Origin of the sequence: Mesorhizobium sp. M0244 (genome assembly GCF_040321795.1) — a bacterium.
GTDB lineage: Bacteria > Pseudomonadota > Alphaproteobacteria > Rhizobiales > Rhizobiaceae > Mesorhizobium.
Window position 1 is genome coordinate 44360 of record NZ_JAMYSE010000014.1, and the last position, 18342, is coordinate 62701.

The 18342-nt window shown below is 61.1% G+C and carries 13 protein-coding genes; 4 read left to right on the forward strand and 9 right to left on the reverse strand.

Features of this window, described 5'->3' with window-relative positions:
* Positions 1–100: 100 nt before the first annotated feature.
* The 4 genes from NKJ08_RS12500 to NKJ08_RS12515 all read right to left on the reverse strand — a co-directional run bounded on the left by NKJ08_RS12500 (position 101) and on the right by NKJ08_RS12515 (position 3694).
* The gene (locus NKJ08_RS12500) at positions 101–466 is read right to left on the reverse strand and encodes a response regulator transcription factor (protein ID WP_352526891.1); all 366 of its coding nucleotides are present in this window, start codon (positions 464–466) and stop codon (positions 101–103) included.
* Positions 467–598: 132 nt separating this feature from the next.
* The gene (locus NKJ08_RS12505; RefSeq protein ID WP_352526890.1) at positions 599–1267 is read right to left on the reverse strand and encodes a response regulator transcription factor; all 669 of its coding nucleotides are present in this window, start codon (positions 1265–1267) and stop codon (positions 599–601) included.
* Complete coding sequence (locus tag NKJ08_RS12510) at positions 1264–2703, reverse strand: PAS domain-containing sensor histidine kinase (protein WP_352526889.1); 1440 nt, start codon at positions 2701–2703, stop codon at positions 1264–1266. Before NKJ08_RS12510 ends, NKJ08_RS12505 begins: the two co-directional genes overlap by 4 nt.
* A 313-nt stretch (positions 2704–3016) precedes the next feature.
* Positions 3017–3694: an HD domain-containing protein gene (locus NKJ08_RS12515; protein WP_352781885.1), complete on the reverse strand. Its 678-nt coding sequence runs from the start codon at positions 3692–3694 to the stop codon at positions 3017–3019.
* A gap of 322 nt (positions 3695–4016) precedes the next feature.
* Between NKJ08_RS12515 and NKJ08_RS12520 the strand changes: the two genes are divergently transcribed.
* From NKJ08_RS12520 to hemA, 3 genes are all read left to right on the forward strand, one after another.
* The gene (locus NKJ08_RS12520) at positions 4017–5489 is read left to right on the forward strand and encodes a catalase (RefSeq protein ID WP_352781886.1); all 1473 of its coding nucleotides are present in this window, start codon (positions 4017–4019) and stop codon (positions 5487–5489) included.
* A gap of 117 nt (positions 5490–5606) precedes the next feature.
* Positions 5607–6344, forward strand: coding sequence for an MIP/aquaporin family protein (locus NKJ08_RS12525; RefSeq protein ID WP_352781887.1), 738 nt, complete (start codon positions 5607–5609; stop codon positions 6342–6344).
* 349 nt (positions 6345–6693) lie between these two features.
* The gene (gene hemA / locus NKJ08_RS12530) at positions 6694–7905 is read left to right on the forward strand and encodes a 5-aminolevulinate synthase (protein WP_352526948.1); all 1212 of its coding nucleotides are present in this window, start codon (positions 6694–6696) and stop codon (positions 7903–7905) included.
* A 156-nt stretch (positions 7906–8061) separates the two neighbouring features.
* On the opposite strand, the gene NKJ08_RS12535 is transcribed toward hemA, so the two are convergent.
* The 4 genes from NKJ08_RS12535 to NKJ08_RS12550 are packed head-to-tail and all read right to left on the reverse strand — an operon-like array spanning position 8062 to position 11188.
* Positions 8062–8235 carry a hypothetical protein gene (locus NKJ08_RS12535; protein WP_352781888.1) on the reverse strand — a complete coding sequence of 58 codons (174 nt, stop codon included), beginning with the start codon at positions 8233–8235 and terminating at the stop codon, positions 8062–8064.
* Positions 8219–9646, reverse strand: coding sequence for a mercuric reductase (locus tag NKJ08_RS12540; RefSeq protein WP_352781889.1), 1428 nt, complete (start codon positions 9644–9646; stop codon positions 8219–8221). The genes NKJ08_RS12535 and NKJ08_RS12540 overlap by 17 nt, the downstream gene beginning before the upstream one ends.
* Positions 9633–10754, reverse strand: coding sequence for a sulfite oxidase (locus tag NKJ08_RS12545; protein ID WP_352781890.1), 1122 nt, complete (start codon positions 10752–10754; stop codon positions 9633–9635). The genes NKJ08_RS12540 and NKJ08_RS12545 overlap by 14 nt, the downstream gene beginning before the upstream one ends.
* Positions 10755–10759: 5 nt before the next feature.
* Complete coding sequence (locus NKJ08_RS12550) at positions 10760–11188, reverse strand: YidH family protein (protein ID WP_352781891.1); 429 nt, start codon at positions 11186–11188, stop codon at positions 10760–10762.
* Between the two features lie 582 nt (positions 11189–11770).
* Here NKJ08_RS12550 and NKJ08_RS12555 point away from each other — a divergent pair.
* Positions 11771–17272, forward strand: coding sequence for a trifunctional serine/threonine-protein kinase/ATP-binding protein/sensor histidine kinase (locus tag NKJ08_RS12555; RefSeq protein WP_352781917.1), 5502 nt, complete (start codon positions 11771–11773; stop codon positions 17270–17272).
* Between the two features lie 119 nt (positions 17273–17391).
* Here NKJ08_RS12555 and NKJ08_RS12560 read toward each other — a convergent pair whose 3' ends face one another.
* Positions 17392–18342, reverse strand: a complete 951-nt coding sequence (locus tag NKJ08_RS12560) for a DUF6963 family protein (protein ID WP_352781892.1) — start codon at positions 18340–18342, stop codon at positions 17392–17394.

Consider the following 18342-nt stretch of genomic DNA (forward strand, 5'->3'; position numbering starts at 1 on the left):
GTTCTGTTCGCTCGACGACCGAACGCGTACTTTGGCATTCACGATTGATTGGGTAGTATTGATGAGGCGCATTTGTTCGCTGCGCACGCGGTCTCTGCTTTTAGCGCGAACTAGGTTTTCCAAGTGCCGAATCGATACACCTGATCAAGGCCTGGCTATCGAACGGCTTGCCAAAGAAGCCGATGGCGCCCGTTTCCTGAGCACGCTTCCGGACACGTTCTTCGGGGAAGGCGGTGATCAAAATGATCGGTATCTGATAGCCATGTGCGATCAAATGGTCTTGCAATTCTATTCCCGTCATTCCGGGCATCTGGATATCGCAGATCAAGCATGACGTATCTTCCAGGATGGATGATCTCAGAAAATCCTCCGCCGACTCGAATGCAGTTGCGATGAGGCCTAGCGATCTAGCGAGGCCCGCAGTTGCAAATCGAACGGATTCATCGTCATCGATGATCGAGATCATCGTATTTCGGATCAATGGACTGTTCCTTAGTACTCGCCGATGATCCGAGCATTGCTGTTTCAACGACTGTTTTTAGGCGATATATTGCGCCTTTGGCCGTGAAAGAGAAAGTTATACAGAAGTGTGACAAACCTATTTCTTGGGAGCAGTTATCCTAAGGGCGGCCGCCATTCTCACCAAGTCGGCTAACGTTCTGGCGCCCATTTTTTTCATCAGACGACCCCGGTGGATTTTCACGGTGATTTCGCTGAGCTGCAGCTCGCCAGCGATTTGCTTGTTCATCAATCCAGTCGCGACAAACGCCATCACCTCGCGCTCCCGGGGAGTGAGGGTGCGCAAAAGGGTCTGGAGCTCCGACAGCGCCCGGTCTCTCTCTCGTCGTTGCCTGTCGCGATCGAGAGCGCCGTTGACGGCATCCAGAATATCCTGATCTCGGAAGGGCTTGGTGAGGAAATCTACCGCGCCGGCTTTCATGGCTCTCACAGACATAGGAATGTCGCCATGACCAGTCATGAAAATAATCGGAAGGTGAATGCCTGCCTTGCCCAACTGCGTTTGAAAGTCGAGCCCGCTCACCTCCGGCAGCCGGATATCGAGCACAAGGCAGCTTGGACCATCGGGAAGCTGGCTGTTCAGCAACTCGGGAGCAGAACCGAAAAGCTGGCAACGCATACCAACAGATCGGAAGAGGCTGCTTAAGGCTTCGCGCAACAACGCATCGTCTTCCACAACCAGGACAGTCGGAGGCACGATGCCGTTGTTGCCCTGTTGCTGGGAGGCAAGGCCGGGGCCTCGGGTCATGACTCGGCATCCTTTTCGACGCGTGGCAGGGAAAATTGGAGTATCGCGCCGCGGCCCGGATTGGGGACGACCCATACACGGCCTCCATGTGCCTCGACGATTGACCGGCAGATCGATAGCCCCATACCTATTCCGTTCGCCTTGGTGGTAAAGAAGGCCTTGAACAACTGCTGCGCACTGCCGGGATCAATGCCCGGTCCCGAATCCTGGACCCTGACATTCGCTTGGTTCGATTCATCGATCGATGTCGTAACGATAATCTCGCGTAAGTCGTTGTCGCTGGAGGTCATTGCCTGAATCCCGTTGATCAGGAGATTGATCAGGAGTTGTTGAAGCTGAATTCGGTCGCCAAGTGCAGGCATCGGCCGATTGGCCAGGTTTAGTTTCAGGGCGATGCGATTTGTAATGAGCTCACGCCGCACCAGCACGAGGGATTCGTTGACGATGTCGTTCAGGTCGACAAGAGACATTTCGATGTCGCCCTTCTTGGCCAGCGACCGAATTCGACGGACGATATCGCTGGCGCGCTGAGCGTCGGCGATACTCCGCCTGACCGCGCTGCGGACCTCATCCAAATCGGGCTTGTCCCGATCGACCCACCGCAGGCACGCCTCGCCGTTCAAAACGATGCCAGCAAGCGGCTGGTTCACCTCGTGCGCGATCGAGGCCGTCAGTTCACCCAATGTGGTGAGGCGTGTCACATGGGCGAGGTCGGCCTGTGCCTTCAGGACTTCGACTTCGGCCTGCCTGCGCTGTGATATGTCCGTATTCGTTTCGAGAACCGCCAGCGGTTTGCCATCGGCATCCTTCTTCAGCGACCAGCGGCTGGAAACGACAATGGCGGATCCATCCTGCTTCGTGTGCACGAGTTCGCCTTCCCATCGGTCGGACCTCAGCAACTCCTGATTGATTTCACACAGGCTAGCTGGAAAGACCGTCCGCAAGAGCTGGTGGGTGGACTTTCCGGCTGCGTATTCCGCAGACCAGCCATAAATGGCCTCGGCGCCACGATTCCAATAGGTGACCAGATCGTCCATGCCGCGTACGAAAATTGCGTCATGCGTCAAATCGAGCAGTTGGGCCTTTTCGGATAAATCCGTCGAGGTCGCCTGGTTTTTAAGGACAAGAAGGGTGGTAATGGCAATGGCCGCGATGCTCATGAGGCAGCGGCTGAGTGCGCCCCCACTGGCGTCGATCCCGTGAACGAGCCAGAAGCTCAATAAGGTGAGCGCTATACAGGCGAGTGAGGACAAGACAATGCCACGCCTGCGCAAGGCACCTGCTCCGAGCAGAGGAACGACCACATAGAGGACCGAGACATCCCCAGAAAATTGATCGATCGTATCGACAGCGAATATCCCGGCGGCCAGGAGGATGGCCAGGGGCGCCAGCAGCCGCGAATTGCCGGATGCTCGCGGAGATAGTCTATGCCGCATAAGGTCTCTGCTCAGTTTCTGGTCGACGCTTGCGCTGCTGATCGACTCTCCGTGTCACCCGGTCTCAAAGTTCAACGTAAGCAACGAGATCCTTTTTTGCTTGTTCGAAATTGCGGTCGTCGGCGTCCGATTGCACCATTGTCGCAGCAACACCTCGCCGAGAGCCATCTCGAGAGATTGAGCGACCCGCAAGCTTCCACGCGATCACCGACGTGATTGGTTTCGGTTTGCTCGGGCATGGCTTCGAGATGCGCCCGGCGCAAGCCATGCGCTTGACCTCACCGATAAGAAATGAACTCGGGGAGGATGCCGATCAGCCTTGCCAGTGCGATCCGCGGATCACGCTGCAGAAGTTCCCGCGCTGGAAATGCGGGTCCTTGTCCGCGAGAACGTCGGCCTTGACGTTGCCGAATGTGGTATCCGGCTTGTGCTTGATGCCGTCATAAAAGGCCTGGATGATGTCTTCCTTGAAATGCGGCGTGCGCGGGAACGCGTTCACGATCGCCTCGCGCTCGGCGTCGGAGTATTCTCGGTAGGACAGGCCAAGGACGTCCATCTCGACGCCCGCCGTCACCAGCGCGACGACCGGATGCATGTGTTTCGGAATGCCGGGCGTCGTGTGCAGCGCGATCGCTGTCCACACCGTCTCGATGTCGGTCTGTGTGATCCCGTGCCGCTTCAGGAAATCCCGCGCCGCATTGGCGCCGTCGACCTCGAAGCGTTCGTCGGCGCTGCTGTGGACTTTGGTCAGGCCCATGTCGTGGAACATCGCCCCCATATAGAGCAACTCCGGGTCGAATTTCAGGCCGCGATGTTCGCCCGCCAGCGCGCCGAACAGGTAGACCCGGCTCGAGTGATTGAAGAGCAACTCGGACTCGGTGTCGCGGACGATCTCCGTAATCTCGCGCGCAAGCTTGCTGTCGGGAATTCTGACGGCGGCAATGTCATTCAGGTCCCGCTTGGGATGCAGGTGGGTCTTGGTCGGGCTCATGGGGTCTCCTAAGGCCGGTAAGGATCGGCGCGCGCTGTGCCGTCTGCTTTGTAGGCTTGGCGCACTGGAACTGCTCGTCGGCCATTGTCGGACTTGTTGCAAGATTGCGCTCGCGACATGCGGTTGACGCAAAACCGCGACAATCGCAGCAACAGGGCTAAAGTCATTTCCAACTCCATAGACTAGCCTTTTTTGGTCCCGGTGTTGTGGCCAATACACTTCGGTTGAGGACGATGCTGGGAGAACAAGGGTGACGCTGCCGCAGGCGGTCGCGTTGCTGGATTTCGATGTCTCACATCCGATGTCTCACAGGAGATTATTTATGACCGACCGCGTCCCGCCTATGACCCATGCCACTGGTTCGCCCGTGGTGGACAACACCAACATCCAGACGGCGGGACCGAGGGGGCCGGCGCTGCTCCAGGACATCTGGCTGATCGAGAAGCTGGCACATTTCGACCGTGAGGTGATTCCCGAACGCCGCATGCATGCAAAGGGTTGGGGCGCCCATGGCACCTTCACCGTCACCAAGGATATCTCCCGCTACACCAAGGCGAAGATATTCTCCGAGGTCGGCAAGCAGACGCCGATGCTGGTCCGCTTCTCGACGGTAGCGGGCGAGCGTGGCGCGGCGGATGCCGAGCGCGATATCCGCGGTACCGCCATGAAATTCTATACGGAGGAGGGCAATTGGGACATCGTCGGGAACAATACGCCCGTCTTCTTCTTTCGCGACCCGCTGCGCTTTTCGGACCTGAACCACGCGATCAAGCGCGATCCGCGCACCGGTCTGCGCTCGGCGGACAACAACTGGGATTTCTGGTCGCTCCTGCCGGAAGCGCTGCACCAGGTGACCGTTGTGATGTCCGACCGTGGCATTCCGCGAAGCTTCCGCCACATGCATCTCTTCGGCAGCCACACCTTCTCGATGATCAACGCCGCCAATGAACGCATCTGGGTCAAATTCCACTTCCGCTCGCAGCAGGGCATCGAGAACCTCACCGACGAGGAGGCGGCCGCGCTGGTCGCGAACGATCGCGAGAGCCACGGACGCGATCTGCTCAACGCCATCGACAGCGGCAATTTTCCGCGATGGACGTTGTCGATCCAGGTGATGAGCGAGGAGCAGGCCCGGACCCACAAGCACAATCCGTTCGACTTGACCAAGGTTTGGCCGAAGGCCGACTATCCGCTGATGGAGGTCGGTGTGATGGAGCTCAACCGCTATCCCGATAATTTCTTCGCGGAAATAGAGCAGGCGGCATTCTCGCCGGCCAACATCGTTCCCGGCATCGGCTTCTCGCCGGACAAGATGCTCCAGGGCCGGCTCTTCTCCTACGGCGATACCCAGCGATACCGGCTGGGCGTCAATTTCAACCACATCCCTGTAAATGCACCGAAGTGTCCGTTCCAAAGCTATCACCGCGATGGCGCGATGCGGACTGACGGCAACCTTGGTGCGACACCGACATATTGGCCCAACAGCAAGAGCACCTGGATCGACCGCAACCTGGCGCTGATCGACCCACCGCTGCCGATCGAGGGTAGCGCGACCTATTGGGACCATCGTGTCGATGACGACCACTATGAGCAACCCGGCAACCTGTTCAGGAAGATGAGCCCCGAGCAGCAGCGGCTTCTGTTCGAGAACACCGCCCGCGCCATGGGCGACGCGCGCCTTGAGGTCAAACAGCGCCATATTGCCAACTGTGCCAAAGCCGATCCCGCATACGGCGCCGGCGTTGCGAAGGCGGTGGGCGTGCCTTTCAACCAGCAGACGATGGCCGCCGAGTAACGCCCGCTCGCTTTGCCGGCCGGCGCGCTCCTCCCGTGCCGCCGGCTCTCCCAGACAACTTAATGCGAGCGCCGCACGCCAATGCGAGCACTGCACGCTCGTCTCCGGAGATCAACCATGTCCAACCATGTTGCACCCAAGCTCCTTGCGGAGTTCATCGGCACCTTCTCGTTCGTCTTCATTGGAGCCGGCGCCGCGGCCGTGGTCGGCAGTGGTGTCGGCCTTCCCGGCATCGCCGCGATTGCCTTCGCCCACGGCCTGGCCATCATGGCCTTCGCTTTCGCTTACGGACCGGTGTCGGGGGGCCATTTTAACCCCGCCGTCACTGTAGGCGTGCTCCTCGCCGGAGCAATGCGCACCGGCGAGGCTGTCGGCTACATTGTCAGCCAGTTGGTTGGCGGTATCATCGGGGCGCTCCTGTTGCGGGCTGTGCTGGGCGGTGCGTCGACCGGCCTCGGCACACCTTCGCTCGCGCACGACCTCGCTCTGGGCGCCACGACCCTGACGGTCACGCCCTGGGCCGGCTTCGTGATCGAGGCTGTGCTCGCCTTTTTCCTGGTCACGGTCGTGCTAGCAACGGCGGTCGCGGGCCGCGCCGGCAACCTCGCGCCGCTGGCGATCGGCATGACCCTGACCCTCAACATCATCATGGGTGGGGCGCTCACGGGCGCCCCGTTCAACCCGGCACGGGCACTGGGCCCAATGGTCGCGACGGGCAATTTCAATGACGCCTGGCTTTATATGATAGCCCCGATCGTCGGCGCCATCATTGCCGCCATCGTGCATACCGGCTTGGCTCGGCTCGCACACGAGCCGGCGACGCCCGGGGCGCGGGCGCCGACGCCGGCCGAGTGACCGTGCCGGCACTCATCGCTAACCCATCGCTTCGGGGCGTGCGCTTGCAACTCCGGAACGTGCCACTTGCAGACATGTGGGGGGCGATTTGCAGGCTGCCTTCGATGCGTGCGCAAGAGAAGCGATAAGCAGATCGAAAGCCAGCCAGCCAAAGACGGAGGCACCCATGACCACGAAGACTCTCGTTCCGGCCAACCGGCCGTCGTCCCCGCCTGAGCACGTCACCTGGGCCGTGCCGGGTCACGCAATCGACCCGTCGCACTGTCCGGTCAACCACGCGCTCGGCGGTTCACCACTCGACTATCTGAGTGCCAAACCGAACGTTCCGTCGCATCTCCCGGACCGAACAATGAACTACGAGGGCTTCTTCCGGCAGCAACTGCATGATCTCCATATGGAGGGCAACTACCGGGTGTTCTGCGATCTCGAACGCCACGCGGGGAATTTCCCGCGCGCGACCCGTTTCAACGGCCAGGTCCAGTCGACGGTGACGGTCTGGTGCTCAAACGACTATCTCGGGATGGGGCAGCATCCGTCCGTGCTGGCGGCGATGCACGAAGCGGTCGACCGGTGCGGCGCTGGCGCCGGCGGCACCCGCAACATCTCGGGAACCAGCCACTACCATGTGTTGCTGGAGCGGGAACTGGCTGATCTGCACGCCAAGGAAGCGGCCCTGCTGTTTACCTCCGGCTACGTGTCGAACTGGGCGGTGCTCAGTACGCTTTCGTCCCGACTGCCGGGCTGCGTCGTCCTCTCAGACGAGAGCAATCATGCCTCGATGATCGAGGGCATCCGGCACAGCCGGGTGGAAAAGCGGATCTGGCGCCACAACGATCCGGAGGATTTGAACCGCAAGCTGGCGGCGTTGGATCCCGGACGGCCGAAGCTGGTGGCGTTCGAGTCGGTCTATTCGATGGACGGCGATATCGCCCCGATCGCGGAACTCTGTGATGTCGCGGACGCGCACGGCGCCATGACCTATCTCGACGAGGTCCATGCCGTCGGGCTCTATGGTCCGCGCGGCGGCGGGATCGCCGAACGCGAAGGGCTCAGCCATCGTCTGACTGTGATCGAGGCGACGCTTGCCAAGGGTTTCGGTGTGGTGGGCGGCTATATCACCGGCAGCACAGCGCTGTGCGATTTCGTGCGGAGCTTCTCGTCGGGCTTTATCTTCACCAGCGCGCTGCCCCCGTCGGTCGCGGCGGCTGCGCTCGCGAGCATCCGGCATTTGAAGACGAGCGACAGCGAGCGCCAGCAACATCAGGCGGTGGTCGCTTCGCTTCGCAAGCGATTGGACGCGGCTGGATTGCCCCACATGACCAATCCCAGCCATATTGTCCCGCTGATGGTCGGCGACCCCGTGCTGTGCAAGCAAGTCAGCGACGTTCTGCTCAGCGACTACGGAATCTACGTGCAGCCGATCAACTATCCGACGGTGCCGCGCGGCACCGAGCGGCTGCGCATCACGCCGTCACCGCTGCATACCGCACAGGATATCGACCATCTGGTACAGGCGCTCTCGGCAATCTGGTCGGAGCTCCAGCTCAAACGCGCGGCATGAGCTCCGGAATCCGCCACTGGAGCGCGCAGTAGCTGGGGAACCAAAGTGGGAACTCGGCGCTGACGTCAACCCGTTCATGCCGCACCTTTATGCCGTCCTGGCCGAGAAGGAGCGCCATATGATCTCGGAACGCATCAAGGCGCCGGCTGATGTGGATCAGCGCGTCGCGAGATAACTAACAAATCCGGCCGCGGCCCTTGTCAGTGGCTGCGTCCAGCGCCGCTTGCGGCCAGTTCGTATGACACCAGGAGACTCTTGCAGCGAGAAGACCGAAGGCTGTCCATACTTTTCGAAGCGCAGGGCTTCATGGCCATCATTGGCGTTCTCCATGCAGTTTTCCGGACACTTCCTGCATGGCCGGAACGCCGGCCAACAGGACACTGAGGCCTTCGGCCATCGTCGGGTGACTCAAAATTGCATCGCGTAGTCCAGTGTACGCAAGGCCGGCGAGCATGGCGCTCTGCACGGCTGCGATAACCTCTCCGGCGCCGGCGCCGAGCATCGTGAAGCCAAGAATGCGATCGCTATGCGCGTCGATGAGCGCCTTCATGAAACCACGCGTCTCGCCGGTGGTCCGGGCTCGAAGAACCGAGTTCATGGAGAGGCGCGCCACTCGGATTGCAATCCCGCGGCGCTTCGCCTCTGCCTCGCCGAACCCAACCCGCCCCAGTTCGGGATCGATGAACATGCAGTAGGGGATCAGTCGATCGCGAGTCGTCCGCGAACCTCCCGCCAGATTGTCGCGCACGACCCGGAAGTCGTCGAATGCCACATGGGTGAATTGCGGGCTCCCGGCACACTCGCCCATCGCCCAAACCGCGGGCGCCGTAGTCTCCAGGCGTTCGTTCACCTTGACGTAGCCCCGCAGGTCCAATTCGACTCCAGCGCTCTCGAGACCGATGGCGCGCGTATTAGGCGTGCGTCCTGCGGCGACGAGCAGATCGCTTCCATCGATCTCTCGTTCGCCGGCCGGCGTGCGCAGCCGAACTTTTACTTGGACACCAGATCGACCGTTTACGGCCTCGATCGCAGCATTCAGCACCACGTCAATGCCGTCATCCGCAAAAATTCCGCGGACGGAATCGGCGACGTCGGGGTCCTCTCGGGCGATGAGCTGCGGGGCTTGTTCAATCACGGTTACTCGGCTGCCGAAGCGCCGAAAAGCCTGCGCCATCTCGAGGCCGACATAGCCGCCGCCGAGCACGATCAGATGCGCGGGAAGCCGATCGAGATCAAGCGCCTCGACGTGAGTCAGCGGAGCAGCGTCGGCCAGCCCGGGAATATCGGGGACGGCTGCGCGCGTGCCGAGATCAAGAAAGACGCGCTCGCCCTCAAGATGCCGTATCCCACCCTGCGTCTGCCGGACTTCGATAGTCCTGGGCGCAACGAAACGACCCTCGCCGAGAATGAATTCGAGGCCGTCAGCCGCAAACCGCGCCTTGTGGATCGCGATCAAGCCATCGACCAATTCACGCTTGCGTTGTTGCACGCCGGCCATGTCCAAGGTCCAGGGACCAATGTGCAATCCGAAAGTTTCGGCATGGCGAACGAGTTCCACAACCTTCGCGCTATGAATCACGTTCTTGCTGGGCAAGCAGGCAATGTTGGGACATGAACCACCGATCAGTCCCTTTTCGACCACGGCGACGCGTTGCCCCAATCGCGCCAACTCCCAAGCGATGTACTTGCCGGCCTCTCCACCGCCCAACACGACATTCTGGAAGCGCTCAAGACTGCTCATCAGAATCGTCCACGAATACTTCAATCGGGAGAGGGTGATTGATCACGTAGACACCGTAGTTCCGGTCGTGCTCGTTGGGTTGGAACACGCCGCTCGCGTCCCTGGCGCGGGCCAGCAGCGTATATTGCCCCGGTTTTTTCGGTGTAAGCCAATCGAATTTCCAACGTCGCCACGCATGCCGCCGCACAGGATCCACGAACTGCGCCTCGGCCCAGGTTCGGCCACCATCGGTGCTCACTGCGATGTCGGCCACATCGGTCTCGCCTGTCCATGCAGCACCGGAAATTGTGTAGATCCGGTTCGGGACCAGCGTTTCGTAAACACGCGGTCGTGCGATCTCGGACTTGAGCTGCATTTCGCCCAACGGCCGCCGCACGGGCTTCCCGTCCATCGAAGCCCAGTAGGCATAATCCGATGTCTGCCAGTAACCGTGAAACGGCTCACATACGGCCTGGATGCGCATCAGCCACTTGACGGAAGCCATTCCATAATGACCGGGTACAATTGCGCGCACCGGATACCCGTGGTCCGGCGGCAGATCACGACCGTTCATCTGGTAGGCAATCAGGACTTCCGGTTGAACTGCTTTGGCTCGTGGCAAGCTCCAGGCGTAGGAAATCGGATCCGGGGGCAGGGGCTCTTCCTTGGGTGTTCCGCAATCCGCCCCTTCGAACAGGATCTCGCAAACATCTTCCTCCATGCCGGCACGCTCCAGCAATGCTCGCAGGGGCACACCGGTCCATTCGGCATTGCTGACCGCACCGAGTTCCCATTGTGCTCCTTGCACCTGCGGGACGAGAAAGACCCGGCTATTGCCCGCGCATTCCAAAGTCGCGATCCGGGTCTCGCATGGCATGCTTCGCAACTCGTCGTAGCTCAATGTGAATGGATGCCTGACAGCACCATCGACGCGTAGTTGATAAGAGGCGCCGTCCAGGGCTGGTGTCGGAAAATGATTTCGTATGTAGAACAGCTCCGTCGGGGTGAGGTACGAGTCGATCCTATCGAAGGGAGCCTCCAGATTCTTTGGCTCCTTTTGTCGGATTGTGAGACCGGCCGAAAAGGACAGACCCGTATTGTCGACGTAATGCTTTTTTGAACCGTCCATTATCGTCACCTTATAGACTGCTGATCAGGCGTGCAGTGCTTCCGGCGGCAGCCCTGAGCCAAAGTCAGGTGAATCGTCATGGCAATCCCAAGCAACGCCAGGAACAGAGCCACAATCACGCCTCGCCTGGAGAGGGAGCGGTTCGCGAATTGACCGCTGCTCATTTCATCAACCAATCGAACATAACGCCATGCGAAGAGATTCACGACTGCGCCGATCGCGACAAGCGCCGTTCCGAACCAAAGTGAGGGCCCGTGCGGGGCCACGCCCGACGCGGATTGTGTGATGTGGGGCTGGTCGGCAAACAGCTCGAAATGCGCCACCACGAGCCCGAAACCCATCAAAGCGATGCCGGTGCGAATCCAGGCGAGAAACGTTCGCTCTTGCGCGAGATAAACCCGCAGGTCAGTCACAGGCTTCGACGTGATATCCATTTCGTCTCCAGACGATTCGCAGGCACGCGTCGCAGGTCATCGGGGCAGGACGCGCCGCTCCTGGCAATGTACTCGGCATACCGGAAATGACTTGGGCTCTATTGCTCTCATCGTGTCGGTTTTGCGTCTTAAGCGGCCGCTTTAGATCCCCGACTCTCGAAATGGGTCGCCGTTTCGTCCGGCGCGCCCAGAGGCGGCGTGCACCAGCCTATTGCCGATGCCGATACGACCGCTTCGGGTCGATTCTCGGTGGTGTCGTGACAGGCGGGGATCCTGCCGATGATCGGGCAACACGCCGTCAGTCGGTTTCCGTCCACCAACTGTGTGAAGGCTGATGGCTGCGAAAGGCCTGGTGCTCGGCAGGGAAGTCGCCCCGAAGAGGTGAGCACCCTCTGCACTGACCGGCCTAGGTTCAGCGGCATATCCGCATGCTCGTCTATGCAGATCACAAGCAGCTGTCGCCTGGCATGCTCATTGCCTGTCTCTATGAATGTGTTAGTTTTCCCGATGCACGGCGACAACGAGCCTGTTAGCGGAGCGCTGCAGTTGGAATCGCTTCGGTTAGGCGCTGAGGGAGGCGATATCCCCCAGGTATGGGAGGATGGCGAACGCCTCTTCCGCCGGCGTTGGCGCTTGGATGCTGACGGTAACCGCAGCGCAGTTCTGGTCGTGCAATTCGCCGCGGAGCACCCGCCACCGGCCAGTCTCGCTCGGCTCGCCCACGAATACGGATTGAGGGACGAACTGGATAGCTCGTGGGCGGTGAGACCGCTGGAGCTTGGGTCCGAGCGCGGGCGCAGCGTGCTGGTGCTCGAAGATCCCGGCGGCGAGCCACTCGACCGTCTGCTCGGCGCTCCAATGGAGGTGGGACGCTTCCTGCCCCTCGCCATCGGCATTGTCGTGGCGGTGGGCAAGCTCCACCAACGCGGTCTCATCCATAGGGATCTCAAGCCGGCCAATATCGTGGTGAACTGCCCGGACGGACAGGTGCGGCTCACCGGGTTCGGCCTCGCCTCGCGTCTGCAGCGCGAACGCCAATCCCTCGGGCCTCCGGAAACCATCGCCGGCACGCTTGCCTACATGGCGCCCGAACAGACCGGTCGGATGAATCGCTCGGTCGATTCCCGCAGTGACCTCTACTCACTTGGCGCGACGCTTTACCAGATATTGACCAACCACCTCCTGTTTGCCGCAGCCGATCCAATGGAGTGGGTCCACTGCCACATAGCAAGCAAGCCGGTGCCCCCCGGCAAGCGGCGGAAGGAGATTCCTGGCGCCATCTCCGCGATCATTATGAAGCTGCTCGCCAAGACCCCCGAGGACCGCTATCAAAGCGCAGCTGGCCTGGAGATCGACCTCCGGCGCTGCCTTGCTGCCTGGGAGACCGAGCGCCGGATCGATGCCTTCCCGTTGGGCGAACACGACACGGCAGGCCGCCTTCTCATTCCCGAGAAACTATATGGGAGAGCGGACGAAGTCGATGCCTTGCTCGCCGCCTTCGATCGCATCGTCAAGGGCGGCGCACCTGAGTTGGTGCTGGTTTCCGGATATTCAGGGATCGGCAAATCTTCGCTCGTCAATGAACTGCATAGGGTATTGGTGCAGCCGCGTGGGCTCTTTGCATCCGGGAAGTTCGATCAGTACAAGCGCGACATCCCCTACTCAACGCTGGTGCAGGCCTTTCAGAACATTGTGCGATCTCTTCTCGTCAAGAGCGACGCCGAGTTGGCGCGATGGCGCGATGCACTTCTGGAGGCGTTTGGGCCGAACGGACGGCTGATGGTCGATCTGATCCCCGAACTGAAGTTCATCATCGGCGAACAGCCGCCCGTCCTGGAGCTTGAGCCGCAACAGGCACAAAAACGATTTCAGCTCGTGTTCCGACGACTTATCGGAGTCTTCGCGAGTCCTGAACATCCGCTGGCGCTCTTTCTCGATGATTTGCAATGGCTCGACGCTGCGACGCTGGATTTGCTCGAGGATCTGCTGACCAGGCCGGATGTCCGGCACTTGATGCTGATCGGCGCCTACCGGGACAATGAAGTCGATTTCGCCCACCCGCTCATGCGCAAGCTCGAAGCTATCCGCAAAGCTGGCGCGATGGTGCAGGATATTGTTCTTGCGCCGCTCGGGCGCGAAGACCTGGGGCAGTTGATTGCGGATTCCGTCCGCTGCGAATTCGAACACTCCGCCCCATTGGCCCAACTGGTGCATGAGAAGACCAACGGCAATCCATTCTTCGCCATTCAGTTCGTTTCCACCCTTGCCGAAGAGGGACTGCTCACGTTCGACCAGGGCAATGTGCGATGGTGTTGGGACCTCGATCGCATTCATGCCAGGGGCTACACCGACAATGTCGTCGATCTCATGGTCGGCAAGTTGCATCGGCTGCCCCTCGAAACCCGGAATGCTTTGCAACAGCTTGCCTGCATAGGAAACAGCGCGGAATTCACGCTGCTCGGGATGCTGTATCGGGGCTCCACGGAGGACATGCATGGCGACCTTTGGGAAGCGGTCCGAACGGGACTCGTGTTCCGCTCGGAGGCTGCCTATAGGTTCCTTCATGACCGGGTCCAGGAAGCCGCCTATTCACTGATTCCTGAGGACTCGCGCGCGGCTGCCCATCTGCGGATCGGCAGGCTGCTAGCGGCGCACACGCCGCCGGACAAGCGAGAGGAGGCCATCTTCGAGATCGTCAATCAGCTGAACCGCGGCGCCACTCTGATCACCTCGGCGGACGAGCGCGAGCAGCTTGCCGAGGTCAATCTGATCGCGGGCAAGCGCGCGAAGGCGTCCACCGCTTATGCCTCGGCTCTCACCTATCTCGCCGGCGGCGCGGCGATGTTGGCGGAAGACTCGTGGGTGCGCTGGCCCGACCTCACCTTCGCGCTCGAGCTGAATCGGGCCGAATGCGAGTTCCAGACCGGCGCGCTGACGGAAGCCGAGCAGCGACTGACGGCTCTGTCGGCCCACGCCGCAACGACTGTCGAGCGCGCCAGCGTCACTTGCCTGCTAGCCGATCTGTACACGAGCCTGAACCAAGGCAGCCGCGCGGCCGCTGTCAGTCTCGACTACCTGCGACATCTGGGCGGGGAGTGGTCGCGGCATCCGACAGCGGAGGAAGTGCGCCGCGAATACCAGCGGATCTGGTCAATGCTTGCAGACCGCCAGATCGAAGCACTCGCCGATTTGCCCTTGATGAGCGACCCGGCATCTCTCGGCACAATCGATGTCCTGACCAGACTTGCGGCGCCGGCCTGGTACATGGATGCGAACCTGGCTTCCCTGATCATCTGTCGGGTTGTCAATCTCAGCCTCGAGGGCGGCAACAGTGATGGCTCGTGCTACGCTTATGTGGTGCTTGGCTTGATCGCCGGATCGCGCTTTGGTGACTATCAGGCCGGTTTTCGATTCGGCCGGCTCGGCTGTGACCTTGTGGAACAGCATGGGCTGAAGCATTTCCAGGCCAGGACCTATGTGATCTTCGGAAGTGTTGTCCTGCCGTGGACGAGACATGTCCGGGCTGGCCGCGATCTGATACGTCACGCGTTCGAGGCGGCTAACAAGATCGGTGACCTCACTTTCGCCGGGTACTGCTGCAACCACCTGAACACGAACCTTCTCGCTGCAGGCGATCCGCTCGATGAGGTGCAGGGCGAAGCCGAGCGTGGTCTCGCCTTTACACAGAAGATCCGGTTCGGTCTTGCCCTTGACGCCATCGTCGCGCAGCTCGGGCTTGTTCGGTCGCTTCGTGGCTTGACGCCGAAGTTCGGTTGCCTTGACGACGAGCGGTTTGCCGAGCTTGAGATGGAGCGTCGCTTCTCCGCCAACCCGGATCTGACGGGGCCCGAGAGCATGTACTGGCCCCGCAAGCTGCAAGCGCGCTTCTTTGCCGGCGACTATGCGGCCGCCCTCGAGGCTGCGGAGCGGGCGCAACGAGTTATCTGGTCGTCGCCGTCACACTTCGAAACGGCGGAATATGAGTTTTACGGTGCACTCGTCCAGGCGGCATCCTGGCATTCCGCAGCGGCTAGCCAGCGGCGGCAGCATGCCGAAGTTCTCGGCGCGCACCACCGACAGCTTGAAATCTGGGCGGCGAATTGCCCGGAGAATTTCGAGAACCGCGCCGCGTTGGTGGGCGCTGAGATTGCTCGTATAGAGGGCCGCGATGCTGACGCGATGCGCCTCTACGAACAGGCCATCTCCTCAGCCCGCTCAAACGGCTTCGTGCACAACGAGGCGATCGCCTATGAGCGTGCTTCCGCCTTCTACCGGGCGCGCGGCTTTGACCAGTTCGCCGAGCTCTACTTGCGCAACGCCCGCTACAGCTACCTGCGCTGGGGAGCCCATGGCAAGGTGCGGCAGCTCGATGAGTTGTATCCGCGCCTCAGAACGGAAGAGCCGGCGCCCGCTCCCACGAGCACGATCGGGGCTGCGCCGGTCGAACACCTCGACCTGGCGACCGTGATCAAGGTGTCGCAAACAGTGTCAGGCGAGATGGTTCTCGAGAAACTGCTCGACACACTCATGCGCACCGCCATCGCGCATGCGGGTGCCGAGCGCGGCCTGTTGGTCGATACCCGCGGGGCTGAGCCAAGGACGGCGGCGGAAGCCACGACCAGCGGCGACGCTGTTCTCGTGCAGCTGCGCGACGAACCCCTGGCCGCGGACTTGCTGCCGGAATCGGTTCTGCATTATGTCCTGCGCACCGGCGAGGGCGTAACTGTGGACGATGCCACGGCCCACCCGCAGTTTGCGGCGGATCGCTATGTCCGCCAGCGCCAGGCGCGATCTATTCTCTGCCTCCCCTTGATCACCCAGGCCAAGCTGATAGGCGTGCTCTATCTCGAGAACAACCTGGCCCCTCGCGTCTTCGCGCCGGCCCGTATCGCGGTGCTGAAGCTGCTCGCAGCGCAGGCCGCAATCTCACTTGAGAACAGCCGTTTGTACCGTGACCTGGCGGAACGCGAAGCCAAGATCCGCCACCTGGTCGACGCCAACATCATCGGCATCTACGTCGCCGATTTCGAAGGTCAGATCTTTGAGGCCAACGGCGCGTTTCTGCGCATAGTGGGATACGATCGCGAGGATCTCGCCGCAGGTCGCCTGCACCTGGACGACCTGACGCCCTCTGAATGGCGCGACCGTACCGCGCAGGCCCAGTCCGAGCTCAAGATGACCGGCGCAGTCCAGCCCTATGAGAAGGAGTACTTCCGCAAGGACGGCAGCCGGGTTCCCGTCTTGCTCGGCGCTGCAGCCTTCGATGAAACTGAGAACCAGAGTGTCATCTTTGTCCTCGATTTAACCGAGCGCAAGCGGGCGGAGGCTGAGGCACACGAGAGCGAGCGGCGCTACCGCGAGGTGCAAATGGAACTGGCGCACGCGAACCGCGTCGCAACCATGGGTGAGCTCACGGCATCAATCGCCCACGATGTGAACCAGCCCATCGCCGCGACGGTCATCAACGCCCAGACGGGGCTGCGTATTCTCGACGGCCAGATGCCGGATCTGGAGGAGGTACGCCAGGTGCTTGCCAGCATCGTTAAGGATGGCAATCGAGCGGGCGAAGTCATAGGCCGGATCCGTGCCCTCATAAAGAGGGCGCCGGCCCAGGACGATCGCTTGGAGCTCAACGAAGCAATCCTTGAGATTGTCGCGCTGACCCGTGCCGAAGTAGTGAAGAATGGGGTTACAGTGCAGACGGAACTCGCGGATGGGCTGCCGTCCATTCAAGGAGATCGGGTCGAACTGCAACAGGTCCTCTTAAACTTGATCATCAACGCCGTCGAGGCAATGAGCAGCGCTGGCGAGGGGGTTCGAGAATTGCTGATCAGCACCGGCCATGCCGAGTTGGGCGGCGTGCTGGTTTCAGTGCACGACTCGGGTCCAGGGTTGGCTCCATCAAATCTCGAGCACCTCTTCCGGGCCTTCTACACGACGAAGCCAAGCGGATTGGGGCTCGGTCTGTCAATCTGCCGGTCAATCATCGAGGCGCGCGGCGGACGATTGTGGGCAACCGCAAACCTGCCCCACGGCGCCGTCTTTCAATTCACGTTGCCTGCTTACCCAGATCTTGCGATGTGATTGAGGCGCTGGGGACTTGCGCTTGCCGAGGCTGGGAAGCACCAACAGCATGCTGGCCGCGCGATGCGAGGCTATTTACATTCCCGCCGGGTAGATGCCAAAAGCCCGGTGTCCGCATTCTATTCAGCCACTCTCTGATAGCCGAATGAAAAGATTTTTTGGCCGCCCACGCGAGCAAGCTTACCGTCCTGAAAGATAATCATCGTCTCCAGCATCGTATGACCGATCAGTTTGCCATCCCTGTAGACCGGCGATCCGAGATAGATGCCTGTGCCGATCCGCCGGCCGGTGAGGACTTCGAGCTCGTTTGTGGTTACGTGGGTCGCTACGCCGTTCGCGTCACAGTAGATCGCCGTTGCCCTGCCGGCGATCACAGGTATACCGGCGTCGACCGTGATCTGGCCGTCCGGCTTCAGCATTGGCATTGCCAGCATCGTATCGAGTGCGATTTCGGTGACCAGCCCAGCAAGGGCTGCACGCGGTCGGATCGCGTTGTAGAAAACGACTACGGAAGCACCCTCCCTTGAGGCACGCGCCTCGGCAAGGTCGGGGCGGCGAAGGACCCGCGCCGAGTTGCGTCCATAAACCAGCCCATTGCGGTCAATGGCGATCAGGCCGGCGTCGACCTCGGGATTGCGATCCATGACGGTGTCTACAGCCGCCTGTGCCGGCTGCCCTCCTTTCATCAGGTCGAGAACCTGCTGATTGACCTCGACCCCGCCAAGGCCGATCGCTATCGGCATGCGATGACCGGTAACGAGACCAGCCAGAGGGTCGGCCCTCAGGAAGCTTTCAGGGGCCGGTCTGTCGGGTCCGCTGGAGATCACAGCCGCGAAGGTGGCGGCTGCGACCTCCGGTGGCGGATCGGTCCCTGTGACCTCACCCTCGATAAAGAGCGTCGACGTGCCGCCGCGCTGCGTTTCATGGCGCAGGAGCTTACCGTCCGCCGTGATCACGGCGAAAGCCGCGAAGCCGCCGATGCTGCCAGTGCCAACGCGCTCGACCGCGCGCAAGCTGCGATAGATGGCCAAGCCAGCATTTGGCCCGTGGGCGGCGATACCGATGGTCAT